Source organism: Micromonospora sp. KLBMP9576, assembly GCF_050941805.1.
Lineage (GTDB): Bacteria > Actinomycetota > Actinomycetes > Mycobacteriales > Micromonosporaceae > Micromonospora.
Genome location: NZ_CP194567.1, coordinates 360,540 through 384,744, shown reverse-complemented (window position 1 = coordinate 384,744; position 24,205 = coordinate 360,540). Strand labels below are relative to the sequence as shown.

Annotated in this window: 20 protein-coding genes; 8 read left to right on the top strand and 12 right to left on the bottom strand. The window is 73.0% G+C overall.

Going from position 1 to position 24,205, the window contains the following annotated elements; all coding sequences use genetic code 11:
- Positions 1 to 689 precede the first annotated feature (689 nt).
- Entirely contained in the window at positions 690 to 3,086 is a 2,397-nt protein-coding gene (locus ACQ452_RS01855; protein WP_151454934.1) for an immune inhibitor A domain-containing protein, read from the top strand.
- Positions 3,087 to 3,293: 207 nt separating this feature from the next.
- Positions 3,294 to 4,226 (top strand): alpha/beta fold hydrolase, encoded by a 933-nt coding sequence (locus tag ACQ452_RS01850; RefSeq protein WP_132232074.1) that lies wholly within the window; start codon positions 3,294 to 3,296, stop codon positions 4,224 to 4,226.
- Between the two features lies 1 nt (position 4,227).
- On the opposite strand, the gene ACQ452_RS01845 is transcribed toward ACQ452_RS01850, so the two are convergent.
- On the bottom strand, positions 4,228 to 4,593 hold the full coding sequence (locus ACQ452_RS01845; protein WP_433389285.1) for a hypothetical protein: 366 nt from the start codon (positions 4,591 to 4,593) through the stop codon (positions 4,228 to 4,230).
- Positions 4,590 to 7,463, bottom strand: coding sequence for an SseB family protein (locus tag ACQ452_RS01840; RefSeq protein ID WP_433389284.1), 2,874 nt, complete (start codon positions 7,461 to 7,463; stop codon positions 4,590 to 4,592). The genes ACQ452_RS01845 and ACQ452_RS01840 overlap by 4 nt, the downstream gene beginning before the upstream one ends.
- 152 nt (positions 7,464 to 7,615) lie before the next feature.
- Here ACQ452_RS01840 and mycP point away from each other — a divergent pair, with 152 nt between their 5' ends.
- On the top strand, positions 7,616 to 8,917 hold the full coding sequence (gene mycP, locus ACQ452_RS01835; RefSeq protein WP_433389283.1) for a type VII secretion-associated serine protease mycosin: 1,302 nt from the start codon (positions 7,616 to 7,618) through the stop codon (positions 8,915 to 8,917).
- A gap of 67 nt (positions 8,918 to 8,984) precedes the next feature.
- On the opposite strand, the gene ACQ452_RS01830 is transcribed toward mycP, so the two are convergent.
- Positions 8,985 to 9,275, bottom strand: a complete 291-nt coding sequence (locus tag ACQ452_RS01830; protein WP_433389282.1) for a WXG100 family type VII secretion target — start codon at positions 9,273 to 9,275, stop codon at positions 8,985 to 8,987.
- Positions 9,276 to 9,301: 26 nt separating this feature from the next.
- Entirely contained in the window at positions 9,302 to 9,622 is a 321-nt protein-coding gene (locus ACQ452_RS01825; RefSeq protein ID WP_433393935.1) for a WXG100 family type VII secretion target, read from the bottom strand.
- Positions 9,623 to 9,877: 255 nt separating this feature from the next.
- Here ACQ452_RS01825 and eccE point away from each other — a divergent pair, with 255 nt between their 5' ends.
- The 4 genes from eccE to rarD all read left to right on the top strand — a co-directional run bounded on the left by eccE (position 9,878) and on the right by rarD (position 13,742).
- The gene (eccE, locus tag ACQ452_RS01820) at positions 9,878 to 11,791 is read left to right on the top strand and encodes a type VII secretion protein EccE (RefSeq protein ID WP_433389281.1); all 1,914 of its coding nucleotides are present in this window, start codon (positions 9,878 to 9,880) and stop codon (positions 11,789 to 11,791) included.
- 58 nt (positions 11,792 to 11,849) lie between these two features.
- Complete coding sequence (locus tag ACQ452_RS01815) at positions 11,850 to 12,236, top strand: phage holin family protein (RefSeq protein WP_433389280.1); 387 nt, start codon at positions 11,850 to 11,852, stop codon at positions 12,234 to 12,236.
- Between the two features lie 85 nt (positions 12,237 to 12,321).
- Complete coding sequence (locus tag ACQ452_RS01810; RefSeq protein WP_433389279.1) at positions 12,322 to 12,822, top strand: GNAT family N-acetyltransferase; 501 nt, start codon at positions 12,322 to 12,324, stop codon at positions 12,820 to 12,822.
- Positions 12,819 to 13,742 carry an EamA family transporter RarD gene (gene rarD / locus ACQ452_RS01805; RefSeq protein ID WP_433389278.1) on the top strand — a complete coding sequence of 308 codons (924 nt, stop codon included), beginning with the start codon at positions 12,819 to 12,821 and terminating at the stop codon, positions 13,740 to 13,742. Before ACQ452_RS01810 ends, rarD begins: the two co-directional genes overlap by 4 nt.
- Before the next feature lie 52 nt (positions 13,743 to 13,794).
- On the opposite strand, the gene ACQ452_RS01800 is transcribed toward rarD, so the two are convergent.
- The gene (locus ACQ452_RS01800; RefSeq protein ID WP_433389277.1) at positions 13,795 to 14,577 is read right to left on the bottom strand and encodes an IclR family transcriptional regulator; all 783 of its coding nucleotides are present in this window, start codon (positions 14,575 to 14,577) and stop codon (positions 13,795 to 13,797) included.
- Positions 14,578 to 14,731: 154 nt separating this feature from the next.
- On the opposite strand from ACQ452_RS01800, the gene ACQ452_RS01795 reads away from it, so the two are divergent.
- Positions 14,732 to 15,913: an MFS transporter gene (locus ACQ452_RS01795; RefSeq protein WP_433389276.1), complete on the top strand. Its 1,182-nt coding sequence runs from the start codon at positions 14,732 to 14,734 to the stop codon at positions 15,911 to 15,913.
- A gap of 60 nt (positions 15,914 to 15,973) precedes the next feature.
- Here the strand turns inward: ACQ452_RS01795 and ACQ452_RS01790 are convergent, their stop codons facing one another.
- The 7 genes from ACQ452_RS01790 to nuoI form a co-directional block, all read right to left on the bottom strand.
- On the bottom strand, positions 15,974 to 17,059 hold the full coding sequence (locus tag ACQ452_RS01790; RefSeq protein ID WP_433389275.1) for a polyprenyl synthetase family protein: 1,086 nt from the start codon (positions 17,057 to 17,059) through the stop codon (positions 15,974 to 15,976).
- Between the two features lie 91 nt (positions 17,060 to 17,150).
- Complete coding sequence (gene nuoN / locus ACQ452_RS01785; RefSeq protein WP_433389274.1) at positions 17,151 to 18,704, bottom strand: NADH-quinone oxidoreductase subunit NuoN; 1,554 nt, start codon at positions 18,702 to 18,704, stop codon at positions 17,151 to 17,153.
- A gap of 52 nt (positions 18,705 to 18,756) precedes the next feature.
- Entirely contained in the window at positions 18,757 to 20,292 is a 1,536-nt protein-coding gene (locus ACQ452_RS01780) for an NADH-quinone oxidoreductase subunit M (protein WP_433389273.1), read from the bottom strand.
- A gap of 64 nt (positions 20,293 to 20,356) precedes the next feature.
- Entirely contained in the window at positions 20,357 to 22,315 is a 1,959-nt protein-coding gene (nuoL, locus tag ACQ452_RS01775; protein WP_433389272.1) for an NADH-quinone oxidoreductase subunit L, read from the bottom strand.
- Positions 22,316 to 22,326: 11 nt separating this feature from the next.
- Positions 22,327 to 22,626 carry an NADH-quinone oxidoreductase subunit NuoK gene (gene nuoK / locus ACQ452_RS01770; RefSeq protein ID WP_433389271.1) on the bottom strand — a complete coding sequence of 100 codons (300 nt, stop codon included), beginning with the start codon at positions 22,624 to 22,626 and terminating at the stop codon, positions 22,327 to 22,329.
- A 169-nt stretch (positions 22,627 to 22,795) separates the two neighbouring features.
- On the bottom strand, positions 22,796 to 23,566 hold the full coding sequence (locus ACQ452_RS01765) for an NADH-quinone oxidoreductase subunit J (protein ID WP_433389270.1): 771 nt from the start codon (positions 23,564 to 23,566) through the stop codon (positions 22,796 to 22,798).
- Positions 23,563 to 24,204, bottom strand: a complete 642-nt coding sequence (nuoI, locus tag ACQ452_RS01760; RefSeq protein ID WP_433389269.1) for an NADH-quinone oxidoreductase subunit NuoI — start codon at positions 24,202 to 24,204, stop codon at positions 23,563 to 23,565. Before nuoI ends, ACQ452_RS01765 begins: the two co-directional genes overlap by 4 nt.
- Position 24,205 lies beyond the last annotated feature (1 nt).

The window sequence follows — 24,205 nt, the reverse complement described above, 5'->3', positions numbered from 1 at the left end:
TAACATCAGCCCGAATCCCGGGACCGCCGTCTCCTGCAGTACCAGCGCGGACCTGACCGGCACGGGCGGCGCCGACCAACGGTTCCGGGCGGGCGCAGTTCCAAGCGACACCCAGGTGCAGAGCCCGATCGACGCGAGGACACGTCGAGCTTGGATCCGTTAAACGTGACATAGGGCTGCTCTCGGCGCTGACGTCACCGCGCCCAGTTATGGATCGCCGTCTACGGAACCCTCAACCGCCGCGCGAGGCGGCACCAGAGCGCCACTGCACAAACCCCACGGCACCTGCCGATTCGTCCATATGGGACAAGTTACCTATATCGGGGCATCTCACACCACCGAGATACCCGGATAACGCAAGTCTGACCAGTAACGACATCCGCGTGCGCGGCAAGTCAGGCTGACACTTCGAGATCCATCCTTGACGCATCTGACATCACTTTGATCGATGCGCATCGTTCCGATCCCTCGCGGCGTTCGCGCTGCTAGCGGCGTCGATGCTCGCTGCGATGTGACGGCCAGAGCGCACTTCGGCAAGACTTTGCAACAAATCGACGCACGCATCTTCCCACCGGTCACACGAGTGTCTATGTTCACCATTGGTCCCACTAGTGGGATCGGTAGCACCGGCCCGTACCCCCGTTGGGCCGGTTCCCTCAAACCGGAGGTACCACGTGCGCAAAGTCGCAGTGGGTCTGCTCGGGCTTTCGCTGACGGCGACGGGACTGGCGTTCGGTTCGTCCGCCACCGCCGCGCCGCAGCCGAAGTTGCCGACGGCCGCTCCGTCGGTCGCCGAGCCAGCCCATGTCGACCACGACCTGCCGAACCCGCTGGAGGACAAGCGTCGCGCCCTGCGCCAGGAGGGCCTGAGCGACGTCCTCTCCGGCCGGGCCAAGCCGCAGAAGGTCAACGGCAGCACGGTCGTCAAGGTCGGCAAGACCCAGGCCGAGGGGGCTGCCGCCCGCTCGACCCGGGCCAACGCCGCCACCCAGACCGAGGACCAGTACGTCGAGCTCTCCCGGGAGAAGACGGACCGGATCTTCGTCATCCTCGCCGAGTTCGGCAACGAGCGGCACCCGAGCTACCCGGACCAGGACACCGACCCGGACACCGCGGGTCCGACCCGGTTCGACGGGCCGCTGCACAACGAGATCCCCCAGCCCAACCGGGCGGTGGACAACTCCACGGTGTGGCAGGCGGACTACAACGCCGACTACTACCGCAAGCTCTACTTCGGCACCAACCCCGGTGACGAGTCGGTGAAGCAGTACTACGAGGCCCAGTCCTCGGGTCGCTACAGCGTCGACGGCACCGTCACCGACTGGGTGAAGGTGAAGTACAACGAGGCTCGCTACGGCCGCTCCGGCGGCTACCCGTGCGCCTCGAACGTCTGCACCAACACCTGGGCGCTGGTCCGCGACGCCGCCAACCAGTGGGTCGCCGACCAGAAGGCCGCCGGCCGCACCGACGCCCAGATCACCGCCGACCTCAAGGCGATGGACCAGTGGGACCGGTACGACCACGACGGCGACGCCAACTTCAACGAGCCGGACGGCTACATCGACCACTTCCAGATCGTCCACTCCGGTGGCGACGAGGCCGACGGTGACCCGCACCAGGGCGAGGACGCCATCTGGAGCCACCGCTGGTACGCCTTCGCGTCCGACCAGAACTCGACCGGCCCGGTCGGCAACCTGGCCGGCGGCACCCAGATCGGCAACACCGGCATCTGGATCGGCGACTACACCATCCAGCCGGAGAACGGCGGCCGGAGCGTCTTCTACCACGAGTACGCGCACGACCTCGGTCTGCCGGACGACTACAACGTCACCAGTGGTGGGGACAACAACAACGAGCACTGGACCCTGATGGCCCAGAGCCGGCTCGGCGCCAAGACCGACGCCGGCATCGGTGACCGTGGCGGCGACCTCGGCGCGTGGAACAAGCTCCAGCTCGGCTGGCTCGACTACGAGGTGGTCGTCGCGGGGCAGAAGCGGACCATGACCCTCGGCCCGCAGGAGTACAACAGCGACGAGGCGCAGGCCGTCGTCGTGGTGCTCCCGAAGCGTGACTACACGTTCGAGCACGGCGCGCCCTTCGAGGGCAGCAAGCAGTTCTTCTCCGGCAACGCGGACGACCTCAACAGCACGATGACCCGGACCCTGGACTTCACCGGGAAGTCGTCGGCCGCACTGTCGATGAAGGGCCGCTACAACATCGAGGCCGACTACGACTACCTGTTCTTCGAGGCGTCGCTGGACGGCGGCCAGTCCTGGGTGACCCTGCCCGGCACGGCCAACGGCCAGCCGCTCAAGGAGATCTCCGCCGGTCGCTACGCGCTGGACGGCAGCAGCGGCGGCGAGTGGGTCGACGTCAACATCCCCATGGACGTGGCGGCGGGCAAGGTCGCGCAGTTCCGGCTGCGCTACCAGACCGACGGCGGCGTCTCCGAGGGTGGCTTCTACGGTGACGCGATCACCGTGACGGCCGACGGTCAGACCGTCCTCTCCGACGGCGCCGAGACCGGTGCCGCGGGCTGGACGCTCGCTGGTGGCTTCGAGACCGCCGAGAAGAGCTACACCAAGGCGTACGACAACTACTACATCGCGGGCACCCGGCAGTACATCTCGTACGACAAGTACCTGAAGACCGGCCCGTACTTCTTCGGCTACTCGAACACCCGCCCGGACTACGTGGACCACTACGCGTACCAGGAGGGTCTGCTGATCTCCTACTGGAACACCCGCTGGGCGGACAACGACACGTTCGCGCACCCGGGTGAGGGTCGCAACCTGATCATCGACGCGCACCCGCGGCCGATCTACAACCTGACCGGCCAGCCCTGGCGGTCCCGCGTCCAGGTCTACGACGCGCCGTTCAGCCTGAAGAAGGCCGACTCGTTCACGCTGCACCTCAACAGCCAGCCGCAGTACATCCGTGGCCAGGCGGCGCAGCCGCTGTTCGACGACACCCAGCAGTACTGGTTCCCGGAGCTGCCGAACCACGGCGTCAAGCTCCCGGCCACCGGCACCAAGATCAAGGTCCTGGAGAAGGACGGCAACAACACCAAGATCCGCATCTCCTGATCGCTGATCCCGCACCACCAGCACCACGCGATGCCCGGGCAGGTCACCTGCCCGGGCATCGCCCTTTCCGCCACCCACCGACCCGACGGCCAGGCGGCACGGTGGCCCCAGCGCCGCCAGCCGGGGCGGGGAGTCCCGCGAGCGATCCCGACCACGACGTGGGTCGGCGTCGGGGGTGACCGGCACCGGGGTCCTAGGCTGTCTGCCATGACCGAGCAGCGCGGCGGGCCCGTCGACGAGTCCTGCGTCCTCACCGAGGGGCCGTGGACGCACCGGTTCGTCGGCGCCAACGGCAGTCGCTTCCACGTCGTGGAGGCCGGCACCGGCCCGATGGTGCTCTTCCTGCACGGCTTCCCCGAGCACTGGTGGGCCTGGCACGAGATGCTGCCGGCCGTCGCCGACGCCGGCTTCCGGGCCGTCGCGGTCGACCTGCGCGGCTACGGCGCCAGCGACAAGCCGCCACGTGGGTACGACGGCTACACCCTCGCGGCCGACGTCGCCGGGCTGATCCGGGCCCTCGGCGAGCGCTCCGCCACCGTGGTGGGCACCGGCGTCGGCGGCATGATCGCGTGGACGGTGGCCTCGTTCCACCCGTCGTTGGTCCGCCGGCTGGTGGTGCTCGGCGCCCCCCACCCGCTGCGGCTGCGGGCCGCGATCTTCGCCGACCCGCGCGGACAGTTCGCCGCCGCCACGCCCACCCTGAAGTTCCAGCTGCCCCGCTACGAGCACGTGCTGACCCGCGACGACGCGGCGGCCGTCGAGGAGATGCTGCGCCGCTGGGGCGGGCCACGCTGGGTCGAGGGGCCGGGCTTCGAGGCGTACGCCCAGCGGTGCCGGGAGGCCATGCGCATCCCGCAGGCCGCGTTCTGCGCCCTGGAGGGCTACCGCTGGGCGTTCCGCTCGGTGCTCCGCCTGCACGGCTACCGCTTCGTCCGGCTGATGCAGAAGCCGCTGATCACGCCGACCCTCCAGCTGCACGGCGCGCTCGACGAGGCTTCCCTGCCGCGTACCGCCCAGGGGTCCGGCCGGTACGTGGTGGCGCCCTACGAGTGGCGGCTCCTGGACGACATCGGGCACTTCCCGCACGTGGAGGCCGGCGACCTGGTGCTGGGCGAGGTCCTGCGCTGGGCGAAGTCCTGAGTCAGACCCGCTGCTCGCGCAGGTCGGCGACCTCCGCGGCGGGCGCCCAACCCTGGTAGACGCCGAAGTCGAAGACCTCCAGCCCCATCGCCCGGGCCACCGGCCAGCGTCCGCCCGTGTACTCCACCCGCAGCCAGCCGTCGTGCTCACCGAGGACGATGAACGGCTGCCCCTGCCAGGTGCAGGTGGTCCGCACGTACGCCAGGTCGGCTATCTCGGTCGCCGGCAGCACCCGCACGTACCGGCCGGGGCGGATCTCCTCGAAGCCGTCGCCCGGCTCCGGCTGGTAGAGCCGGACGTCGTCGCCGTCGGGGCTCGCCAGGTATTCCCGGCCCTGCCAGCGGGCCACGTAACCGTCGCGGGTCACCGCTCACCGACCTGTCGCCAGCGCAGCGCGTCCGTGTCGAGGATGGCGACCACCCGCTCGGTGCCGTCCGCGCCGATCCGCCACAGTTGCGCCCCGTGCGGCAGGCGCGCGCTGTCCACCTTGAACTCCGCCACCACGTCACTGCTCTCGCCGGGCGCGAAGCCGTTGCCCCGGAACGGCGGGCGCTCGATGACCCAGCCCTCCATGGCCCGCATGGCGGGCTCGTTCTGCCCGCCGTACGGGATCCGGTAGAGGCTGGGCCGGTGCGCCGGCCAGCGCAGCACGTAGATCTCCGCGGCGTCGCGCGCGAAGGGGGATTCCGGGTAGCCCAGGCCCAGCGCGTCGTGCAGCTCAGCCGGGGTGCTGAGGTGGGCCAGCTCGCCGGCCCGGTGCACGAACCCGGAGACCCGGTCGTAGCCGCGCTCCAGGTAGTACGCGAGCTGGCTGGGGGCGACCGCCTTCTGCATCACGATGGGTCGGGTCGGGTCGGGCGCGGACGGGGCGTAGCGGGAGCGGCTGACCGGTTCCTCGGCGACCGGCGGCTCGGCCTCGACGTCGTCGCCGAGCCCCACCTCGGCCGCCCAGTTGGCCAGCCCGACGATCTGCTCACCGGGCAGCTTCGCCCCGACCGGGGTGCCCGGGTTGACGGCGAACGACCAGGACTCGTCCGGCCAGCGGCGGATCAGCCGGACGAACCTGACCTCGATGGTGTCGACCGGCGCGTCGGTGTGGTCGGCGAGCCGCTGCGGGGAGGTGTGCACCACCACGAACGTCTCGCCGTCCAGCTCCTGCGTACGCCAGACGAAGCCGGGCTCGCCGGGCTGGCTGCCCGGCGCCGAGTCGGCCGCCACCGGCAGCAGCACACGGGCCAGCAGCAGGGTGGACAGGAACGTGTCGGTGCTGCCGGCACCGGCGGCGTCGAGCAGGTTCTCCTCGACCTCGTTGGCGGGCTGGAAGTCGACCGGCCCGGCATCCGCCGGCACGTCCCCGCCGGCACGCCCGTCCCCGGCCGACGGCTCGGCGTCGCCCGGCGGCCCATGGTCCTCGCCGGTGGCGACCGGGCCGGGATCGGGGACGCCGGCAGCGGCCAGGGCGGCGGCACCGTCGGGCGTGGCGGCCGGCTCCCCCTGGGCGGCCGGGACGCCGGGCTCCACCAGCGGGCCGGGCCACGGGGCATCGCCGGGCGTAGCCGGCGCTCCGGCCCCGGTCGGCGCTGCGAACCCGGTCGACGCTGCGGCCGGTGCTGCGAACCCGGTCGACGCTGCGGGCCCGGTCGACGCTGCGGGCCCGGTCGACGCTGCGGGCCCGGTCGACGCTGCGGCCGGTAGTGCGGGCCCGGTCGGCGCTGCGGGTCCCGCCGAGGTGGCGGCCGCCGACACGCCGGGCCCGGTCGGCGCGGTGTCGGCCGGGTCGACGGACGCGGCCACCGGCGCCCGCTGACGCCGTACCGGCTCGAACAGCGAGACGGTGTCGTCGTCCGTCGGGGTGGGCTCGACGGCCGGCGACGCGGTCAGGTCCCGCGACTCGATGACGGTGCCCTCTATGACGATCGGCGTGAATCCGCGGCGGGAGACGGGCGGCCCGGACACCGGCTCCGCGTCCGAGGCCCGCGCCGCCGGCTCGGGCCCGAGGGGTTCGGTCGTGGGCCGCCCGCGGGGCAGCGCCTGGGTGACGTCCCCGGCCGGCTCCGGCCGGCGCCCGCCGTACGGCGGGGGTGGCCCGGGCTCGGGGGCGGGGGCCCGGAGGTCGCGGGTGGCGTCCTCGTGGGGACCGCGCGGCGGCAACACCTGGGTGGCCTCCGCGCCGGTCATCGGAAAGGCCCGGGTCGCCTCCTCGGCAGACACCGGGAAGGCCCGGGTCGCGTCCTCGACGGGCGTCACGAAGGCCCGGGTCGCCTCCTCGGCGGCAGGGCGCGGGATCGGCCGGGTCGGTTCCTCCGGCAGCGGCTCCGACAGTGGCCGGCGGCGAGGAAACGGCTGGCTGCCGGCCGCGAGCCGGGACGGCGGGGTGGCCCGCTCGCCGGAGCGCAGCGCCTCCTGGCGGTAGGCCGCCGACCGGCCGGACGAGGGCTCGAAGAACGACCGGTTCGGCCGCTCCGGGGCTTCCCCGCCCGGGCGGCCGTTGGCGGGCGGCGCGGGGTGGGCGTCGGGTGTCGGCAGGCCCCTCGGGCGCTCGGTGAGCGGGGCGGGGCGGGACGGAACGAGCCGGTCGGGGGCCGCCACGGTGTCGCCGGGCGGCGGGTTGCCGCGTCGCGGGTCGAGGTGCTCCGCCGGGAACGCCGTCGGGGCGGGCACGCGGGGTGGCTCGGCCGGCGGGGCCTGCCGGCCGGGTGCGGGAACGCGGCCGGCGGACGCGGGCCGCAGCGTGCCGTCGGGCCGGGTCAGGCCGGTGGTCGGCGGGTCCTGCCCGACGGTGTGGGCTCGGGCCCGGGCGGCCGTCTCCACCCGTTCCAGCCGCGCCCGCGCCCCCATGGTGCGGCCGGGCAGCCGGACGTCGCCCCGGGAGAGCTGCGCGACGAACCAGGCCGGCAGGTAGCCCTCGATGGGCAGGCCGGGGTTCACCGCCAGCCACCACTCGTGGTTGGGCCAGCCGTCGGCCAGGTCGGCGTACGCGACGCTGCGGACGGCACTGCCGTTCTCCCCGAGGCAGGCGCGCACGGCCGCGCCGGAGGTGAACGCCAGCACGTGGGTGCGGCCACCGGTGCTCCAGGTGCCCCACCCGATCGGCGCGGTCCCGGCGAGCGCCTCGGCGGAGACCGGCAGCAGCAGCTCGGTCCGGGCCAGGACACGGAAGTAGAGCTGTTGATCGTTGGCGCGCAGCGCGTCCCGCATCGCCGCTTCGACGTCGGTGGCCGGTTCCCACTCGGTCACGGCCACCTCTCCTCCCGCGAACAGGCCATAGGTATCGCGTACAACCTACAAGGTCAAAGCAAGATCACAATCGCTGGCCGGCGGCGGTGCGCCCGGTGCCGCCGCAGGCGCTAACATCCCGTTCCGGAGTCGACACGATACGGAGGCGGTCGATGTCCCGGTCCCCCGCGCACCCGATCCTCACCGTCCTGACGACGGCGTTACTCACCGCCGCGCCGGCCGTCCCCGCGGTCGCCGACCGCCCGGTGGCGGTCGCCGACCGCCCGGTGGCCGCCGCCGGTGGCCCGGTGCCCGCCGGCCGGTCGGCGTCCCTGCCGGCTGCCGCACGCGCGGCGCCCGACTGCGCCTCGCCCCTCGCCCCGGCCCGCCCGGTGTCCGCGCCGCCCTGGCCCCAGCAGCGGTACGCCCCGCAACGGTTGGCGCCCCTGGCCACCGGGTCCGGGGTGACCGTCGCGGTGATCGACTCGGGGGTGGACCGGGGGCACCCGCAACTGGCCGGTCGGGTGCTCGACGGCACCGACCTGCTCGATGCGGGCGGCGACGGCAGCCGCGACTGCGCCGGCCACGGCACCGGTGTGGCGAGCATCATCGCCGCCCTCCCCCGCGACGGGGTGGCGTTCCGAGGGTTGGCTCCCGGCGCCCGGATCCTGCCGGTACGCGTCAGCGAGCAGCAGGTGGTCGACGGGCGGGAGTCGGGGCGCACGGTCAGCGCCGGGGACTTCGCCCGGGCCATCCGCTGGGCGGTCGACCACGACGCCGACGTGCTCAACCTCTCAGTCGTCCTGTACGCCGACGCCCCGGCGGTGCGGGCCGCGATCGGCTACGCGGTCGACCGGGACGTCGTCGTGGTGGCCGCCGCCGGGAACCTGCACGACGCCGGGGATCCCCGGCCCTACCCGGCCGCGTACGACGGGGTGCTCGGGGTGGGCGCGATCGGGGCGGACGGGGTCCGCGCCCCGTTCTCCCAGACCGGCTCCCACGTGGATCTGGTCGCCCCGGGCAGCGACGTGCTGATGGCCGCCCCCGGCCAGGGCCACCACCGGGCCGAGGGCACCAGCTACGCGGCGCCCTTCGTGGCGGCCACCGCCGCGCTGCTGCGCGAATACCGACCGGAGTTGACTGCGGGGCAGGTGGCGCAGCGGATCGTGGCGACCGCCGATCCGGCACCGGGCGTCGGCCGGGGCGGCGGGTACGGCGCGGGGGTGCTGAACCCGTACCGGGCGGTCACCGAGACCGGGCAGGGCATTCCCGAGCGGGCGCGGCAGGTCGCCGCCCTCGCCGACGAGCGGGCCGATCCGGCGCTGGTGGCGCAGCGGGCCCGCCGGGCGGCGGCCCGGGACCGGGCGCTGCTGGTGGCGGGGGTCAGCGCGGCGGTGGTGGCCCTGGCGGCGCTGGCGGCGCTCGTGGCGCCGCGCGGCGCCCGCCGCCGCTGGCGGCCGGCCGGACCCGGATGACGCGGCCCGGGCGGGGGCCGATGGTGGCGCCGACCGGGTCAGGTCGACGCCACCGACGGGCGGGCGCTCACTGGAACAGGCCGACGTTCTTCTTTTCCGTGTCGAGATAGTCGGCGGCGGAGTCGTCCACCGCGAGCTTGATGTCGCGCAGCATGGCCTGGAGGTCCTGCGAGGCCGAACGCCAGCGGCCCTGCCGCTGCTCGTATGCCTGGCGGGCCTCGCCGGACCAGCTCGCCACGAGCGGGGCGGCGTCCCGCTCGAGCTGCCCGAGCTGCGATTCGAGCGCGTTCAGCGCCCGCTGGATGTCGGCGCTCGCCTGTTGCAGGGCGGCGAAGTTGACGACCAGTAGACCGTCCATCGGATTCTTCCTCCCCCGGGGTCGGGTCAGAGCGGCAGCTGGATGCCGCCGCGGTTGGTGGTGGACACGCGGCTGGCCGCCTCGGCGTCCGAGACGTCGTACTGCTGGCCGGCCGTGCGGATGGCGCCGGAGGTCTCCCGCAGCGCCCGCTGCAACGCCGCCTGGTCCTGCGCCCACTGCTGCTTGACCTGCTCGAACGAGCGCCCACCGGCGCCGCGCCAGGCCTGTTGCAACACCTCCAGCTCGGTCATCAGGCTGCTCAACATGGACTGCAGGGACTGGTCGACCTGCTCGAACTTCGCGGCGGTCTGCGTCATCACCGCTGCTTCTGCCTGGGTCTGGGACACCCGGGAAGTCACCTCGTCTCCTCGTCGTGGCTGGCCGCCGGCGCACCCGCTCACCGGGGCGCCGCTCGCGCCGCCCGGCCGTCGAACACCGCGGGCGCGGGGTCAGCGAACTCGTCGCTGACGGTAGCGGCCTGATTGCGGTTCTGCTACCCCGTGGCGATCCCCTGTGGACGACCACGGTCCCCGCCGCGTCGGAGGAAGCCCTTACGATGGGCGGCGTCGATGTCGCGGCGAGTGACCGGTCAAGGAGGCGCGGTGACGGTGACCACCGGCGCGGGACCGCACCGGCGGCCGGCCCCGGGCCCGACCGCCTCGGTCCCCGCGCCGCCCCCACCGGGCCCGCCCCACCCCGCCGACCAGCCGGGTCCGCCCGGCCCCGAGGCGAGCGAGTCGGCGTCCCGGCCCGCCCCGCAGCGGCTGCCGGCCGTCCGGCGGGGCGGCGCCGCGGTCCGGGCCGGTCAGGTCGTCGCCACGCAGGTGGCGGTGGCCGCCATGGTCGCTGCCACCGACGGCGGCCTGCCGGCCACGCTGGCCGCCGTGGCGGTGGCCGCGCTGCTGCTGCCCCTGGCGTGGGTGCGCCTGCGGGGGCGTTGGCTCTTCGAGTGGCTCACGACCGGCCTGGGCTACGCGACCCGCCGCCGCGCCCTCCCACCGGCCGCCGACCCGGCCGCCCTGCTGGACCTGGTCGCTCCGGGCGCGGTCGTCCGCCCCGCCGAGCTGGCCGGCACGCCGGCCGCCGTGCTGGACGACGCCGCGGGGATGGTGGCCCTGCTCGAGGTCGGCGACCCGGCCGAACTGCTCGGCGATGCCCCCCGTGCGCTGCCGGTCCCCGCGTCGCTGCTGTCGGCCGCCGCACCGGACGGCCCACCGGTGCGCCTCCAACTCCTGCTGACGGGCTCGCCGGCGCCGACGGTCGGCGCGGGTGGCGGCGCCGTCGCCACCTCCTACCGCCAGCTCACCGACGGGCGGCTCGCCGGCCGGGAACGGGTGGTGCTCGCCGTCCGGGTGCTCCGCGTCGAGGGCTGGACGGGGGAGGAGCTGCGGCGGGCGCTCTCCGGCACGGTGCGCCGGATCGTCCGCCGGATCAGGCCCGTCACCGCCCGCCCTCTCGGCGAGCACGCGACGCTGCGGGTGCTGGCGGAGCTGGCCCACCACGACGACCGGCCCGCCCGGGAGTCCTGGCAGGCGGTCCGGGCGGGCGGCCTGCTCCAGACCTCCTTCCGGCTGCGCCGCTGGCCCGAGGCGCGTACCGACGCCGGTCGGCGGCTGGTGGCCCGGCTGCTGGCGCTGCCCGCGACGGCGACCACGGTCTCGCTCGGCGCCGGTCCGTGGGCCGGCGCCGGCCCCGCGGCGGCGCCGACCGAGCTGGTCGTACGCCTGGCCGCCGGCACCGCGGCGGAGCTCTCCGTCGCGGCGCAGGCGTTGCGCCGGCTGGTGGGCGAGGCGGGCGGCGAGGTGCACCGGCTCGACGGCGCCCAGCTCGACGGGCTGGCCGGCACGCTGCCGCTGGCGACGGCGGGCGCGGCGGGTCCGGGCCCCGCGCCCGAGGGCCTGGAGCTGCCCCTCGGCGAAGCGGGGCTCATGGTCGGCACCAACCGGCACGGCGGCGCGGTGACGGTCCGGCTGTTCCGGCCGGAGAGCACCCGCGTGATGCTGATCGGCGGGTTGCGCGCGGCGCAGCTGCTGGCGATGCGGGCCATGGCGGTCGGTGCGCGGGTGGTGGTGCAGACGGCCCGCCCGCGCGGGTGGGAGCCGTTCGTCCGGGGGGTCGGCATCCCCGGCGCGGGGATCCTGGTGCTGCCGCCCGGCCGCCCGACGGACGAGCCCGCCTCGCCGCTGCGCCCCCTGCTGGTCGTGGTCGACGCCGGCCCGACTCCCGCCGACACCGAGCCGGGTTCCCCGTGGCGGACGACACTGCTGGTCCGCGACGAGCTGACCCCCGCCGACGCCGACGCGCTGGGCCGCGCCGACCTGGCCCTGCTCCAACCGCTCGACCCGACCGAGGCCGCCGTGGCGGGCGCCGCGCTGGGTCTCGGCGGGTCGGCGGAGTGGCTGACCCGGATCCGGGACGACATGGTCGCGGTGGTCAACCGCCGGGCGCTGCGCTGGGCGCTGCTCACCCCCACCCCGATCGAGTCGCAGCTGGTCGGCCGCCCGTCCCGCCGCTGAGCACAGGCGACGGTCGCGCGCCTTCCGCACGTTGTCCGTCCGTGGCACGATCCCCGCCATGGGTTTCCTCAAAGGGCTGCTGATCCGGCTGGGCAGCACGGCGCTCGCCTTCTGGCTGGCCACGCTGCTCATCCCGGGCATCACGCTGGACTCGGCGTCCGCCGGCGAGGCGGTCGTCACGCTGGTCCTCGTCGCGGTGATCTTCGGCGTGGTCAACGCGGTGCTCCAGCCGATCGTCAAGACCGTCGGCTGCGGCTTCTACCTGCTGACCCTCGGGTTGATCGCGCTGGTGGTCAACGGGCTGCTGTTCCTGCTCACGAGCTGGATCGCCGACCAGGCCGGGCTGCCCTTCCACGTCGACGGCTTCTGGCCGGAGGCGGTGCTCGGCGCGCTCCTCGTCGGCATCGTCACCTGGATCCTCGGCGCCGCCCTGGACCGGGACTGACCCGGACCCACCATCGGGCGGGCCGCGACCAGAGTGCGGGAATTGGCCGCTGATCGGGGCGGGTGGCCGGGTTAGCGTCGCGGTCATGTTCACCCTGACCCGCGACGACGGCTACCTGCTCAGCACCGACCCCGCCCGGATCGACCTGGGTCTGGTGCACCACTGGCTCTCCACGGACGCGTACTGGGCGATGGGGCGGGAGCGGGAGACGGTGGCGAGGGCGTTCGCCGGGTCGGTGCCGTTCGGCGTCTACCGACCCGGGGACGGCCGGCAGGTCGCCGTGGCCCGGGCGGTCACCGACCGGGCCACCTTCGCCTGGCTCTGCGACGTCTACGTCGACCCCGCCGAACGCGGTCACGGGCTGGGTACCTGGTTGGCCGGGACCGCCCGCGACCACCTCACCGGCCTGGGCGTACCCCGGATCCTGCTGGCCACCCACGACGCGCACCCGGTGTACGCGACGGTCGGCTTCGCCCCGCTGCCCCACCCGGGGCAGTGGATGCAGATCGACCTGCGGGACCAGCCGGTGAACCGGGTCACCGGCAAGGATCCGGCCGGCCATCCGCCCCTTACGGTTCAGGGGTGACGCCACTTCGCCTCGGCTATCTGTACGGCATCGCCGCGTACCTGCTCTGGGGGTTCTTCCCGCTCTATCTGAAGCTGCTGCGCCCGGCCGGTGCGCTGGAGATCCTGGCGCACCGGATCGTCTGGTCGGTGGTGTTCGTCGCCCTGCTGCTGGCCACGGTGCGCAACGTCGGCTTCCTCCGGGCGCTGCTGCGCCGGCCCCGGGCGCTGGCCGGCATGGGCGTGGCCGCCGCGCTGATCGCGGTGAACTGGGGTGTCTACATCTACGGCGTGACCAGCGAACGGGTGGTGGAGACCGCCCTCGGCTACTTCATCAACCCGCTGGTGGTGGTGCTGCTGGGTGTCACGGTGCTGCACGAGCGGCTGCGGCGCGCCCAGTGGGCGGCGCTCGGCGTCGGCGGGCTGGCCGTGGCCGTGCTGGCCGTCGACTACGGCCGGCCGCCGTACCTGGCACTGGTCCTGGCGGTGAGTTTCGGCGGGTACGGCCTGGTCAAGAAGCAGCTCGCGCTGCCCGCCGCGGAGGGGCTCTTCGTCGAGTCCGCGGTGCTGGCGCTGCCCGCGCTGGCGTACCTGGGGTGGCTGACCGCCGCCGGCGACGTCGCGTTCGGGCGGGTGTCGGTCGGGCACACCCTGCTGCTGGTGTCGGCCGGGGCCGCGACCGCGATCCCGCTGCTGCTCTTCGCCGGGGCGGCGAACCGGCTGCCGCTCACCGGTCTCGGCATGATCCAGTACATCGCGCCGATCCTCCAGCTCGGCTGCGGGGTGCTGATCTTCCATGAGCCGATGCCGCCGGCCCGCCTCGCCGGCTTCGCCCTGGTCTGGGCCGCGCTGATCGTCTTCACCGTCGACGCCGTGCGCCACTCCCGCCGTAACCGCCGCGCGGGCACCCCCGCCCGTGCGGTGGCCCCGGCCCACCACTGAGCCGTCCCGCTCCGGCCGGGCCGGGGACGCCGGAAGGCGTGCCGTGGACCGCTCAGCTGTCGGCGGCCAGGTTGTCGGCGATCGTCCGGGCCACCGCGAGCAGCTTCGCCCGGACCACCCGGGCGGAGGTCATCATCTCGCCAGCCGGCAGCACGCAGCCCAACACGACCCGGCGCTCCATGTCCTTGTCCGGGCTGACCAGCACCGCGGCGCAGGCCACGCCCTGCCGGAACTGCCCCAGCTCAAGCTGCATGCCCCGCCGCTCGCCGGCGGCCAGGTCGACCTCGAACGCCTCGGGGGTGCCCAGGGTCGCGGAGGTGAACGCGCGCATGCCGTAGTCGCGCAGGTAGCGGGAGCGCTGCTCGGCGGTGAGCGTGGCGAGCAGCGCCTTGCCGAGGGCGGTCGCGTGCGCCCCCTCGTCGAAACCGGGCACCAGTTCCTCCAGGTGCGGCGAGCGGGGCCCCTCGGCCACCGCCGTGACCGCCACCTGACCGCCCACGAACCGGCCGAGATAGTGGCTGTAGCCGGTGTCCAGCGCGGCGCGGCGCAGGTTCTCCCCGACCGCCGGCGGCCCCCGGAAAGCCGTCACCAACTCGCGGTAGCGGTCGGCCACCTCCAGGCCCACGATGTACGTGCCGTCCTCGCGCCGGATCACGTAGCCCTCGTAGGCGAGGGTGCGGACCAGGTGGTACGTCGTGGCCACGGTCAGCTCGCAGCGCCGGGCGATCTGCTTGACGGTCAACCCCTTCGGGGCGCGACCGACCGACTCGAGCACTCGTAGCGCGCGGGACACACTCCGGATGAGGTCCGAAGGTTCCGCCAAGGGGTCGCGCACAACCACCTCCGACGCCGGGGGCTTACACCATATGAAAAACAGGCCCGGTGCGAAATGCCTGTTCGGGTGGAGGATGCCAGACCGCCGACAGCGGGGCGTACTCCGACAGGCACGTTGCGTCACATAATCGCTGCTCGCGTAGGTTTGCCGGACCATGACCGACACCGCGCTCCGCCCCCCACCCGGCGGCGTCGCCCCCCGGCCGGTCCGGGCCGCCGCCGGGGCCGTCGCCGTCACCATCGCCTGCGTCCTGCCGGTCTTCCTGCTCGGCGGCCTCGCCGTGCAGATCGGCGACGACCTGGGCTTCTCCCCCGCCGGCCTGGGCCTGGCCGTGGCTGTCTACTTCGGGGTCAGCGCGCTCGCCTCGCTGCCCTCCGGTGCGCTCACCGAGCGGTACGGGTCGGCCCCGGTGGCCCGCGCCGGCATCCTGCTCTCCGCCGCCTGCCTGCTGGCCGTGGCGGCGCTCGCCCGCTCCTACCCGGTCCTGCTCGGGCTGCTCGCGCTCGCCGGCACCGCCAACGCCCTCGGCCAGCTCGCCAGCAACGCCGCCCTCGCCCGCCACGTGCCGGCCCGCCGGCAAGGGCTGTCGTTCGGGGTGAAGCAGGCCGCCATCCCCGTCGCCACCCTGCTGGCCGGCGCGGCGGTGCCGACCGTGGCGCTCACGGCCGGCTGGCGCTGGGCGTTCGTGGCCGCCGCCGGGGCGGCCCTGGCGACGCTGCCGGCCGCACCCGGGCGGGAGCCGCGTCCCGCCCGGACGCCCGCGCCCGCCCGCGCCGGCCGCGCCACGGCGGCCCTCGCGGTGGTGGGGGCCGGCGCGACCTTCGCCGCAGCCGCCGCGAACGCGCTCGGCACCTTCGTGGTCGACTCCGCCGCCGGCCGGGGACTGTCACCCGGGCTGGCCGGGCTCACCCTGACCCTGGGCAGCGCCGTCTGCATCGCCGCCCGGGTCGGCGCCGGCTGGCTCGCGGACCGCCGCGCCACCGGGCACGTCGCCCTCGTCGCCGGCATGCTCGTCGTCGGCGCGGCCGGGCTGGGCCTGCTCGCGGTTGCCGGGCCGGTGCCGCTGGTGGCGGGCGTGCTGCTCGGCTTCGGCCTGGGCTGGGCATGGCCGGGCCTGATGACCTTCGCGGTGGTCCGGCTGCATCCGCGGGCCCCGGCCGCCGCCACCTCGATCACCCAGACCGGGGTGTACGCGGGCGGCTGCCTCGGCCCGCTCGGGCTGGGTGCCGTGGCCGCCCACGCCGGCTACCCGGCAATGTGGATCGTGGCCGCCTGTTCGATGCTGCTGGCCGCCGCCCTGATGCTCACCGGCAGTCGGCTGCTCGCCCGCCGCTGAGCGGGCCGGCGGCACCCGCCACGGCTCCGGGGGCCACCGTCGGCGCGCCGAGCCGGGCGGTCAGCTCGTGCGGTCGGCGATGTAGTCGCAGAGCGACTCGAGAGCGCGGCGGGCCGGGCCCTCCGGCAGCGGGGTGAGCTGGTCCCGGGCCTCCTCGGCGTAGCTGCGGACCGTCTCCCGGGCCCGCTTCAGCGCCGGGCTCTCGCGGAGCAGGCCGAGCGCCTCGGCGTGCAGGTCGTCGTCGGTCAGCGGGCCGGTCGCCAGGATCTCCCGCAGCCGCACCGAGGCGGCGTCGGCGTCGTCCGAGCCGAGCGCGTAGAGCACCGGCAGGGTCGGCACGCCCTCGCGCAGGTCGGTGCCGGGCGTCTTGCCCGACTCCACCGACTCGGAGGCGATGTCGAGCAGGTCGTCGGAGAGCTGGAAGGCGATGCCGATGGTCTCGCCGTAGCCGGCCAGCGCCTCGACGCGTTCCGGGGTGGCACCGCCGAACATGCCGCCGAATCGGGCCGAGGTGGCGATCAGCGAGCCGGTCTTGCCCGCGATCACGTCGAGGTAGTGGGCCACCGGGTCGTCACCGGGGCGGGGGCCGACGGTCTCGGCGATCTGGCCGTGCACCAGCCGGGCGAACGTGCGCGCCTGGAGGCGTACGGCCTCGATGCCGAGGTCCGCGGCGATGTCGGCGGCGCGGGCGAAGAGGTAGTCGCCGACGAGGATGGCGACGGAGTTGGTCCACCGGGAGTTGGCGCTCGGCGCCCCCCGCCGCACGGCGGCCTCGTCCATCACGTCGTCGTGGTAGAGCGTCGCCAGATGGGTGAGCTCCATCACCACGGCGGCCGGTACGATCTGCGCGCCGGTCGGGTCGCCGAACTGTGCGCCCAGCGCCACCAGCAGCGGCCGGAACCGCTTGCCGCCGGCCTCGACGAGGTGCCGGGCGGCCTCCGTGACGAACGGGTCGGCACTGGCCACGCTCGCCCGCAGTTCGGCCTCGACGCCGTCGAGCAGGCCCAGCACAGAAGCCTCGACGCCCGGGTCGGCGAGGTAGAGGCCGAGCGAGCCGAACCGACTCGTGCTCACCCTGGTCCGACGGCCGCCGGAACCGGGGGCATCTGAACGCTGGCCAGCCGGATTCACCACGCCATCAACCATGCCACACCCCTGCGACCTGCCCTGGAGGGGGGATACGGCGCGGGGGCCGGTACGCCATGGCGTACCGGCCCCCGCGGGCGACGAGCGTCGATCATCTGACGAAGTCGGCGGCGCCCGTGGCGAGGTCGAGCAGCGGCGCCGGTGCGACACCGAGCACCAGCGTGGCGAGCACGCCGATCATCAGCGCCGCCGAGGTCAGCCCGCCGGGCACGGCGACGGTCGGCGTCGACTCGCCCGGCTCGGAGAGCCACATCATCACCACGACCCGCAGGTACGGGAAGGCCAGCACCATGCTGGTCAGCACGCCGGCGATCACCAGCCACACCTGCCCGCCCTCGAGCGCCGGGCCGAAGACCGCGAACTTGCTGGTGAAGCCGCTGGTCAGCGGGATGCCGGCGAACGCCAGCAGGATGAAGGTGAACAGCCCGGCGTAGAACGGCGAGCGCCGCCCCAGCCCCGCCCAGCGGGACAGGTGGGTGGCCTCCCCGTCGGCGTCGCGCACCAGGGTCACCACCGCGAACGCGGCCAGCACCGAGAACCCGTACGCGACCAGGTAGAACATCGTCCCGGAGATGCCGGCGGAACCGGGTGCCAGCACGCCGACCAGCAGGTAGCCGGCGTTGGCGATCGAGGAGTAGGCCAACAGCCGCTTGATGTCGGTCTGGGTGACCGCCAGCACCGCGCCGACCAGCATGGTCAGCACCGCGACCGCGCCGAGCACGGGGGTGAAGTCCCACCGGGCCCCGTCGAAGGCGACGTGGAACACCCGCAGCAGGGCACCGAACGCGGCGACCTTGGTGCAGGCGGCCATGAGCCCGGTGACCGGGGTGGGCGCGCCCTGGTAGACGTCCGGCGTCCAGACGTGGAAGGGGGCGGCAGCCGCCTTGAAGAGCAGGCCGATGGCGAGCAGCGCCATGCCGGCGAAGAGCAGCACCGGGCTGGCCGGGGAGTCCGCGACGGCGGCGTCGATGGTGGCGAAGTCGACGCCCGCCGGCCGGCCGGGGATGCCCGCCGTGAAGCCGTAGATCAGGGCCACACCGAACAGGAAGAACGCCGAGGCGTACGCGCCGAGCATGAAGTACTTCAGCGCGGCCTCCTGGCTCAGCAGCCGCCGGCGACGGGCCAGCGCGCAGAGCAGGTACAGCGGCAGGGAGAAGACCTCGAGCGCGATGAACATCGTCAGCAGGTCGTTGGCCGCCACGAAGATCAGCATGCCGCCGATGGCGAACGTGGTCAGCGGGTAGACCTCGGTGAGGCCGTTGCTGCCCTGGGCCTGCCGCCGGTCGTCGGCCGACTCGGCGGTGACCGCGGCCTGGGCGACGAACGCCCCGCCCCGCTCCACCGAGCGCTCGCCGATGAGCAGCAGCGCCATCGCGGCGAGGACCAGGATCGCGCCCTGGAGGAAGAGCGTCGGCCCGTCCACCGCGATCGCCCCGCCGATGGTGATCTTCCGCTCGTCGGCGGCCAGCACCACCATGGTCAGCGCGGCGAGCACCGCCAGCAGGGCCATCGTGAGCTGGACCACGTGCCGGAGCCGGCGGGGCACGAAGGCCTCGACCAGCACTCCGAGCAGCGCGGCACCCAACATGATCAGGGTCGGAGCGAGCGCCGCGTAGTCGATCGAGGGGAGTTGCAACTCGCTCACTGGGTCAGCCTTTCGTTCGCGGCTGCGAGGCTCGCAAGCTCACTCCTCGCGCTCACTTTGCCGCCTCCTGGACGGTGCCGCCCGAGGTCGGGGCGGGGTCGGTTCGGCCGACGTCCTGCATCGTCGCCTGCACGGCCGGGTTGATCACGTCGATGACCGGCTTCGGGTAGAAGCCGAGCAGCAGGATCAGCGCGACCAGCGGGGCGACCACGAACTTCTCGCGCAGGTTCAGGTCACGTTTCATGCCGTCGATCTGGGTCAGGGCCGGGTTGAGCGTGCCCTGGGTGGTGCGCTGCACCATCCACAGCACGTACGCGGCGGCCAGGATGATGCCGAGCGTGGCGATCACCGCGACCGGCTTGTTCACCGTGAACGTGCCGATCAGCACCAGGAACTCGGAGACGAACGGCGCGGTGCCGGGCAGCGCGAGCGAGGCCAGACCGGCGAAGAAGAGCACCCCGGCCAGGAGCGGCACCAGCTTGCCGGCACCGCCGAAGTCGCTGATCAGGGCCGAGCCGCGGCGCGAGATGAGCATGCCCACCACCAGGAAGAGCAGGCCGGTGGCGAGGCCGTGGTTGACCATGTAGAGCACCGCGCCGGTGCCGGCCTGGGTGGTGAAGGCGAAGATGCCGACCCCGATGAAGCCGAAGTGCGCGATCGAGGTGTAAGACACCAGCCGCTTCAGGTCGTTCTGGCCGACCGCGAGCAGCGCGGCGTAGATGATCCCGATCACCCCCAGCGCCAGCGCCCACGGGGCGAACCACTTGGCGGCGTCCGGGAACAGCGGCAGGCAGTAGCGCAGGATGCCGAAGGTGCCGACCTTGTCGAGCACGCCGACCAGCAGCGCCGCCGCGCCCGCCGGGGCCGCACCACCGGCGTCCGGCAGCCAGGTGTGGAACGGGAAGAACGGTGCCTTGATCGCGAACGCGAGGAAGAAGCCGAGGAACAGCCAGCGCTCCGTGCCGGTGGAGATGTCCACCTGGGACAGCGCCTGCCAGTCGAAGGTCTTACCGCCGACCACCCACAGGCCGATCACCGCGGCGAGCATGAACAGGCCGCCGACCAGCGAGTACAGGAAGAACTTCACGGCCGCGTACTGCCGCTGGTGGCCGCCGTAGCTGCCGATGAGGAAGTACATCGGCACCAGCATGACCTCGAAGAACACGTAGAACAGGAAGACGTCGGCGGCGGCGAAGACGCCGATCATCGTGCACTCGAGGACGAGCAGCAGGGCGAAGTAGACCGGCACCGACCGCTTGGACGACTCGGCGTCGTGCCACGACGCCAGGATCACCAGCGGCACGAGCACCGCGATCAGCATCAGCATCACCAACGCGATGCCGTCGGCGGCGAAGGTGAAGCTGACGCCCCAGTTCGGGATCCACGCGTAGGACTCGCGGAACTGGAAGCGGTCGCCGCCGACCTTGAAGGTCACCCACATGACCACCGACAGCACCAGCACCAGCAGCGACCAGCCGAGCGCCACCTGCTTGGCCAGTTCGGGCCGGCTGCGTGGCAGGAAGGCCACCACCAGGGCGCCGACCAGCGGTGCCACGGTGAGCACCGAGAGGAACGGGAAGTCGGACATTATGCGGCCTTACCTCCGTCGTCACTGCGCGGTCCGCCGGTGACGGCCGCCTGGAAGAGGTCGATCACGCCAGCCACCCCGCCTCGACGGCGAGGAACGCCGCCAGGACCAGCAGCGCGCCGGTCAGGATCGAGGTGGCGTACGACCGGACGAAGCCCGTCTGGAGCCGCCGGAGCCGCCCGGAGCCGCCGCCGATGCCTGCGGCGAGGCCGTTGACCAGCCCGTCGATGCCCCGGTTGTCCAGGTAGACCAACGCCCGGGTCAGGAAGATGCCGGGCTTCTCGAAGACCGCCTCGTTGACCGCGTCCGTGTAGAGGTTGCGTCGGGCGGCGGTGACCAGCACCCCGGCCGGCTGCGGCGCGATCGCCGTGCCGCCGCGGAACAGGAACCAGGCCAGCCCGGCACCGAGCACGGTCACCAGGATCGACAAGATGTTGATCACGGCGTGCGGGAGGACCGAGTGGTGCTCGCCCTCCTGGCCGCCGAGCCCCGCGGTGGCCGCGAGCCAGTCCGGCACGGAGGTGGCGAGCAGCCAGCCCGCACCGACCGAGCCGACCGCCAGCAGGATCAGCGGGATGGTCATCAGCTTGGGCGACTCGTGCGGGTGCTCGATGTCGTCGGTCCAGCGCTTCGGCCCGTGGAAGGTGAGCACGAAGAGCCGGGTCATGTAGAACGCCGTCAACCCGGCGCCGAACAGGGCGGCGCCACCGAAGAGCCAGGCCGTCCAGTCGTCCCGCTCGAAGGCGGCCACGATGATCGGCTCCTTCGAGAAGTAGCCGGACAGCGGCGGGATGCCGATGATGGCGAGCCACCCCGCCATGAAGGTGAGCCAGGTGATCTTCATGTATTTCGCCAGCCCACCGAACCGGCGGATGTCGACCTGGTCCTTCATGCCGTGCATGACCGAGCCGGCACCGAGGAACATGTTGGCCTTGAAGAACCCGTGCGCCAGCAGGTGGATGATGGCCAGCGCGTACGCGCCGCCGCCGAGTCCGACGCCGACGAACATGTAGCCGATCTGGCTCACCGTCGACCAGGCCAGCACCCGCTTGATGTCGTCCTTGGCCGCGCCGATGATGCAGCCGATCAGCAGCGTCAGCGCGCCGACGCTCACCACCACGAGTTGGAGCGTGGAGTTGGCCGAGAAGATCGGGTTCGACCGGGCGATCAGGTAGACGCCGGCGGTGACCATCGTGGCGGCGTGGATGAGCGCCGACACCGGGGTCGGGCCCTCCATGGCGTCCGGCAACCACGCCTGGAGCGGGAACTGGCCGGACTTGCCGGTCGCGCCGAGCAGCAGCAGCAGGCCGAGCACCAGCACCGTGGTCGCGCCCAGCGCGCCGACGGAGTTGAAGACCTCGTCGTACTGGGTGGTGCCGAGGGTGGCGAACATGATGAAGATGCCGATCGCCAGGCCGGCGTCGCCGACCCGGTTCATCAGGAACGCCTTCTTGCCGGCGGTGGCGGCGCTGGGCCGCTCGTACCAGAAGGAGATCAGCAGGTACGACGCGACACCGACGCCCTCCCAGCCGAAGTAGAGCATCACGTAGTTGTTGCCGAGCACCAGCAGCAGCATGGCGGCGACGAACAGGTTGAAGTAGGCGAAGAAGCGCCGGCGTCCCGGGTCGTGCGCCATGTACTCGACCGCGTAGAGGTGGATCAGGAAGCCCACCCCGGTGATCAGCAGCACGAAGACCGCGGCCAGCGGGTCGAAGAGCAGGCCGAAGTCGACGCGCAGGTCACCGACCGTGATGAAGTCCCACAGGCTCAGCTCGACCGACTTGTTCTCCAGGCCACGAAGCTGGAAGAAGTAGGTGAGGCCCAGCACGAACGCGGCGCCGACGGCGCCCACCCCGAGCCAGTGCCCCCAGCGGTCAGCCCGCCGGCCGAGCAGCAGCAGGATCGCCGCGCTGACCAGCGGGATCGCCACCAGCAGCCAGACGCTGCCCAGCAGCCCGTCCGCCGTCGCGTAGGCGACGGCGCCCACCGGCTCAGCCGGGGCGTTCGTCAGAATCGTTCCCACCGCAGGACCCCTCAGTACTTCAGCAGGTTGGCGTCGTCGACACTCGCGGAGCGTCGGGTCCGGAAGATCGCCGTGATGATCGCGAGCCCGACCACGACCTCGGCCGCCGCCACCACCATCACGAAGAACGCCATGATCTGGCCGTTGAGGTCACCGTTGATCCGGCTGAAGGTGACCAGCGTCAGGTTGGCCGCGTTGAGCATCAGCTCGATGCACATGAACAGCACGATGGCGTTACGCCGGATGAGCACACCGACCGCGCCGATGGTGAAGAGCACCGCGGCCAGCACCAGGTAGTAGTCGGGCGTCATCGCTGCGCCAGCCTTTCGTTCGCGACTGCGGGGCTCGCAAGCTCACTCCTCGCGCTCACCGGTGCCAGCCTTTCGTTCGCGACTGCGGGGCTCGCAAGCTCACTCCTCGCGCTCACCGGTGCCAGCCTTTCGTTCGCGACTGCGGGGCTCGCAAGCTCACTCCTCGCGCTCACTTTTCCGTCCCCTTCAGGGTGGTCTCCCGGTCGGTCAGCTCGCGCACCGGCAGGATGGCCGGGGTGCTCCGCTCGGTCAGCCGACCGTCGGGCAGGCGGGCCGGGGTGGCCACGGAGGAGGAGGTCGCGAAGACACCCGGGCCGGGCTTCGGGCCCGGGTAGTTGCCCGGGGCGAAGCGCGCCCGCATCGTCTTCGGCTGGTCCATCTTGTCTTCCTTGCGCCGCTCAAGGTGGGCCAGCACCATCGCGCCGACCGCCGCCGTGATGAGCAGCGCCGAGGTGAGTTCGAAGGCGAAGACGTACTTGGTGAAGAGGAGCCGGGCGATGCCCTGCACGTTGCCCTCGGCGTTGGCCTGCTCCAGGCCGACCGCCGTGGTGCCCTCCATCGCGCGCCACAGCCCGCCGCCGGCCAGGCCGGCGAAGCCGAGACCGAGCACCACCGCCGCGACCCGCTGGCCCCGCAGCGTCTCGATCAACGAGTCCGAGGCGTCGCGGCCCACAAGCATCAGCACGAACAGGAACAGCATCATGATCGCGCCGGTGTAGACGATGATCTGCACCATGCCGATGAACGGCCCGGCCTGGAGCACGTAGAACACGCCCAGGCAGAGCATGGTCAGCACCAGCCAGAGGGCCGAGTGCACGGCGTTGCGCGCCACGACCATCCCGAGCGCGCCGATCAGCGCCAGCGGGGCCAGGATCCAGAACGTCACCTGCTCCCCACCGGAGACCCCGCCCGCCGCGGCGAGCACCGTCTGCGTGGTCATGCTCCGTCCCCCTTGGCTGCCGCTGCCCGCTGGGCCTGCTGCTCGGCGCCGGGGAAGGTCACACCGGGGTGCTCCTCCACCTGGTACCGGCCCGGGTTGTCGGCGGAGTGCTCCGCGCCGGCCGAGGTGCCCGGGTTGGTCAGCGCGCCGATGTAGTAGTCCTTCTCGCTGTCGCCCAGCCGCATCGGGTGCGGCGGCTGCTCCATGCCCGGCAGCAGCGGCGCGAGCAACTGCTCCTTCGTGAAGATCAGATCCTGCCGGTTGTCCCGGGCCAGTTCGTACTCGTTGCTCATGGTGAGCGAACGGGTCGGGCAGGCCTCGATGCAGAGCCCGCAGAAGATGCAGCGGGCGTAGTTGATCTGGTAGGTGCTGGCGTACCGCTCACCCGGCGAGAAGCGCTGCTCGTCGGTGTTGTCGCCGCCCTCGACGTAGATCGCGTCCGCCGGGCAGGCCCAGGCGCACAGCTCGCAGCCGATGCACTTCTCCAGCCCGTCCGGGTGCCGGTTGAGGATGTGCCGCCCGTGGTAGCGCGGCGCCGAGACCGGCGGCTTGAACGGGTAGTCGGTGGTGACGACCTTCTTGAACATGTGCGAGAAGGTGACACCGAAGCCCTTGAACGTTCCGGTGATCGCGCCCACG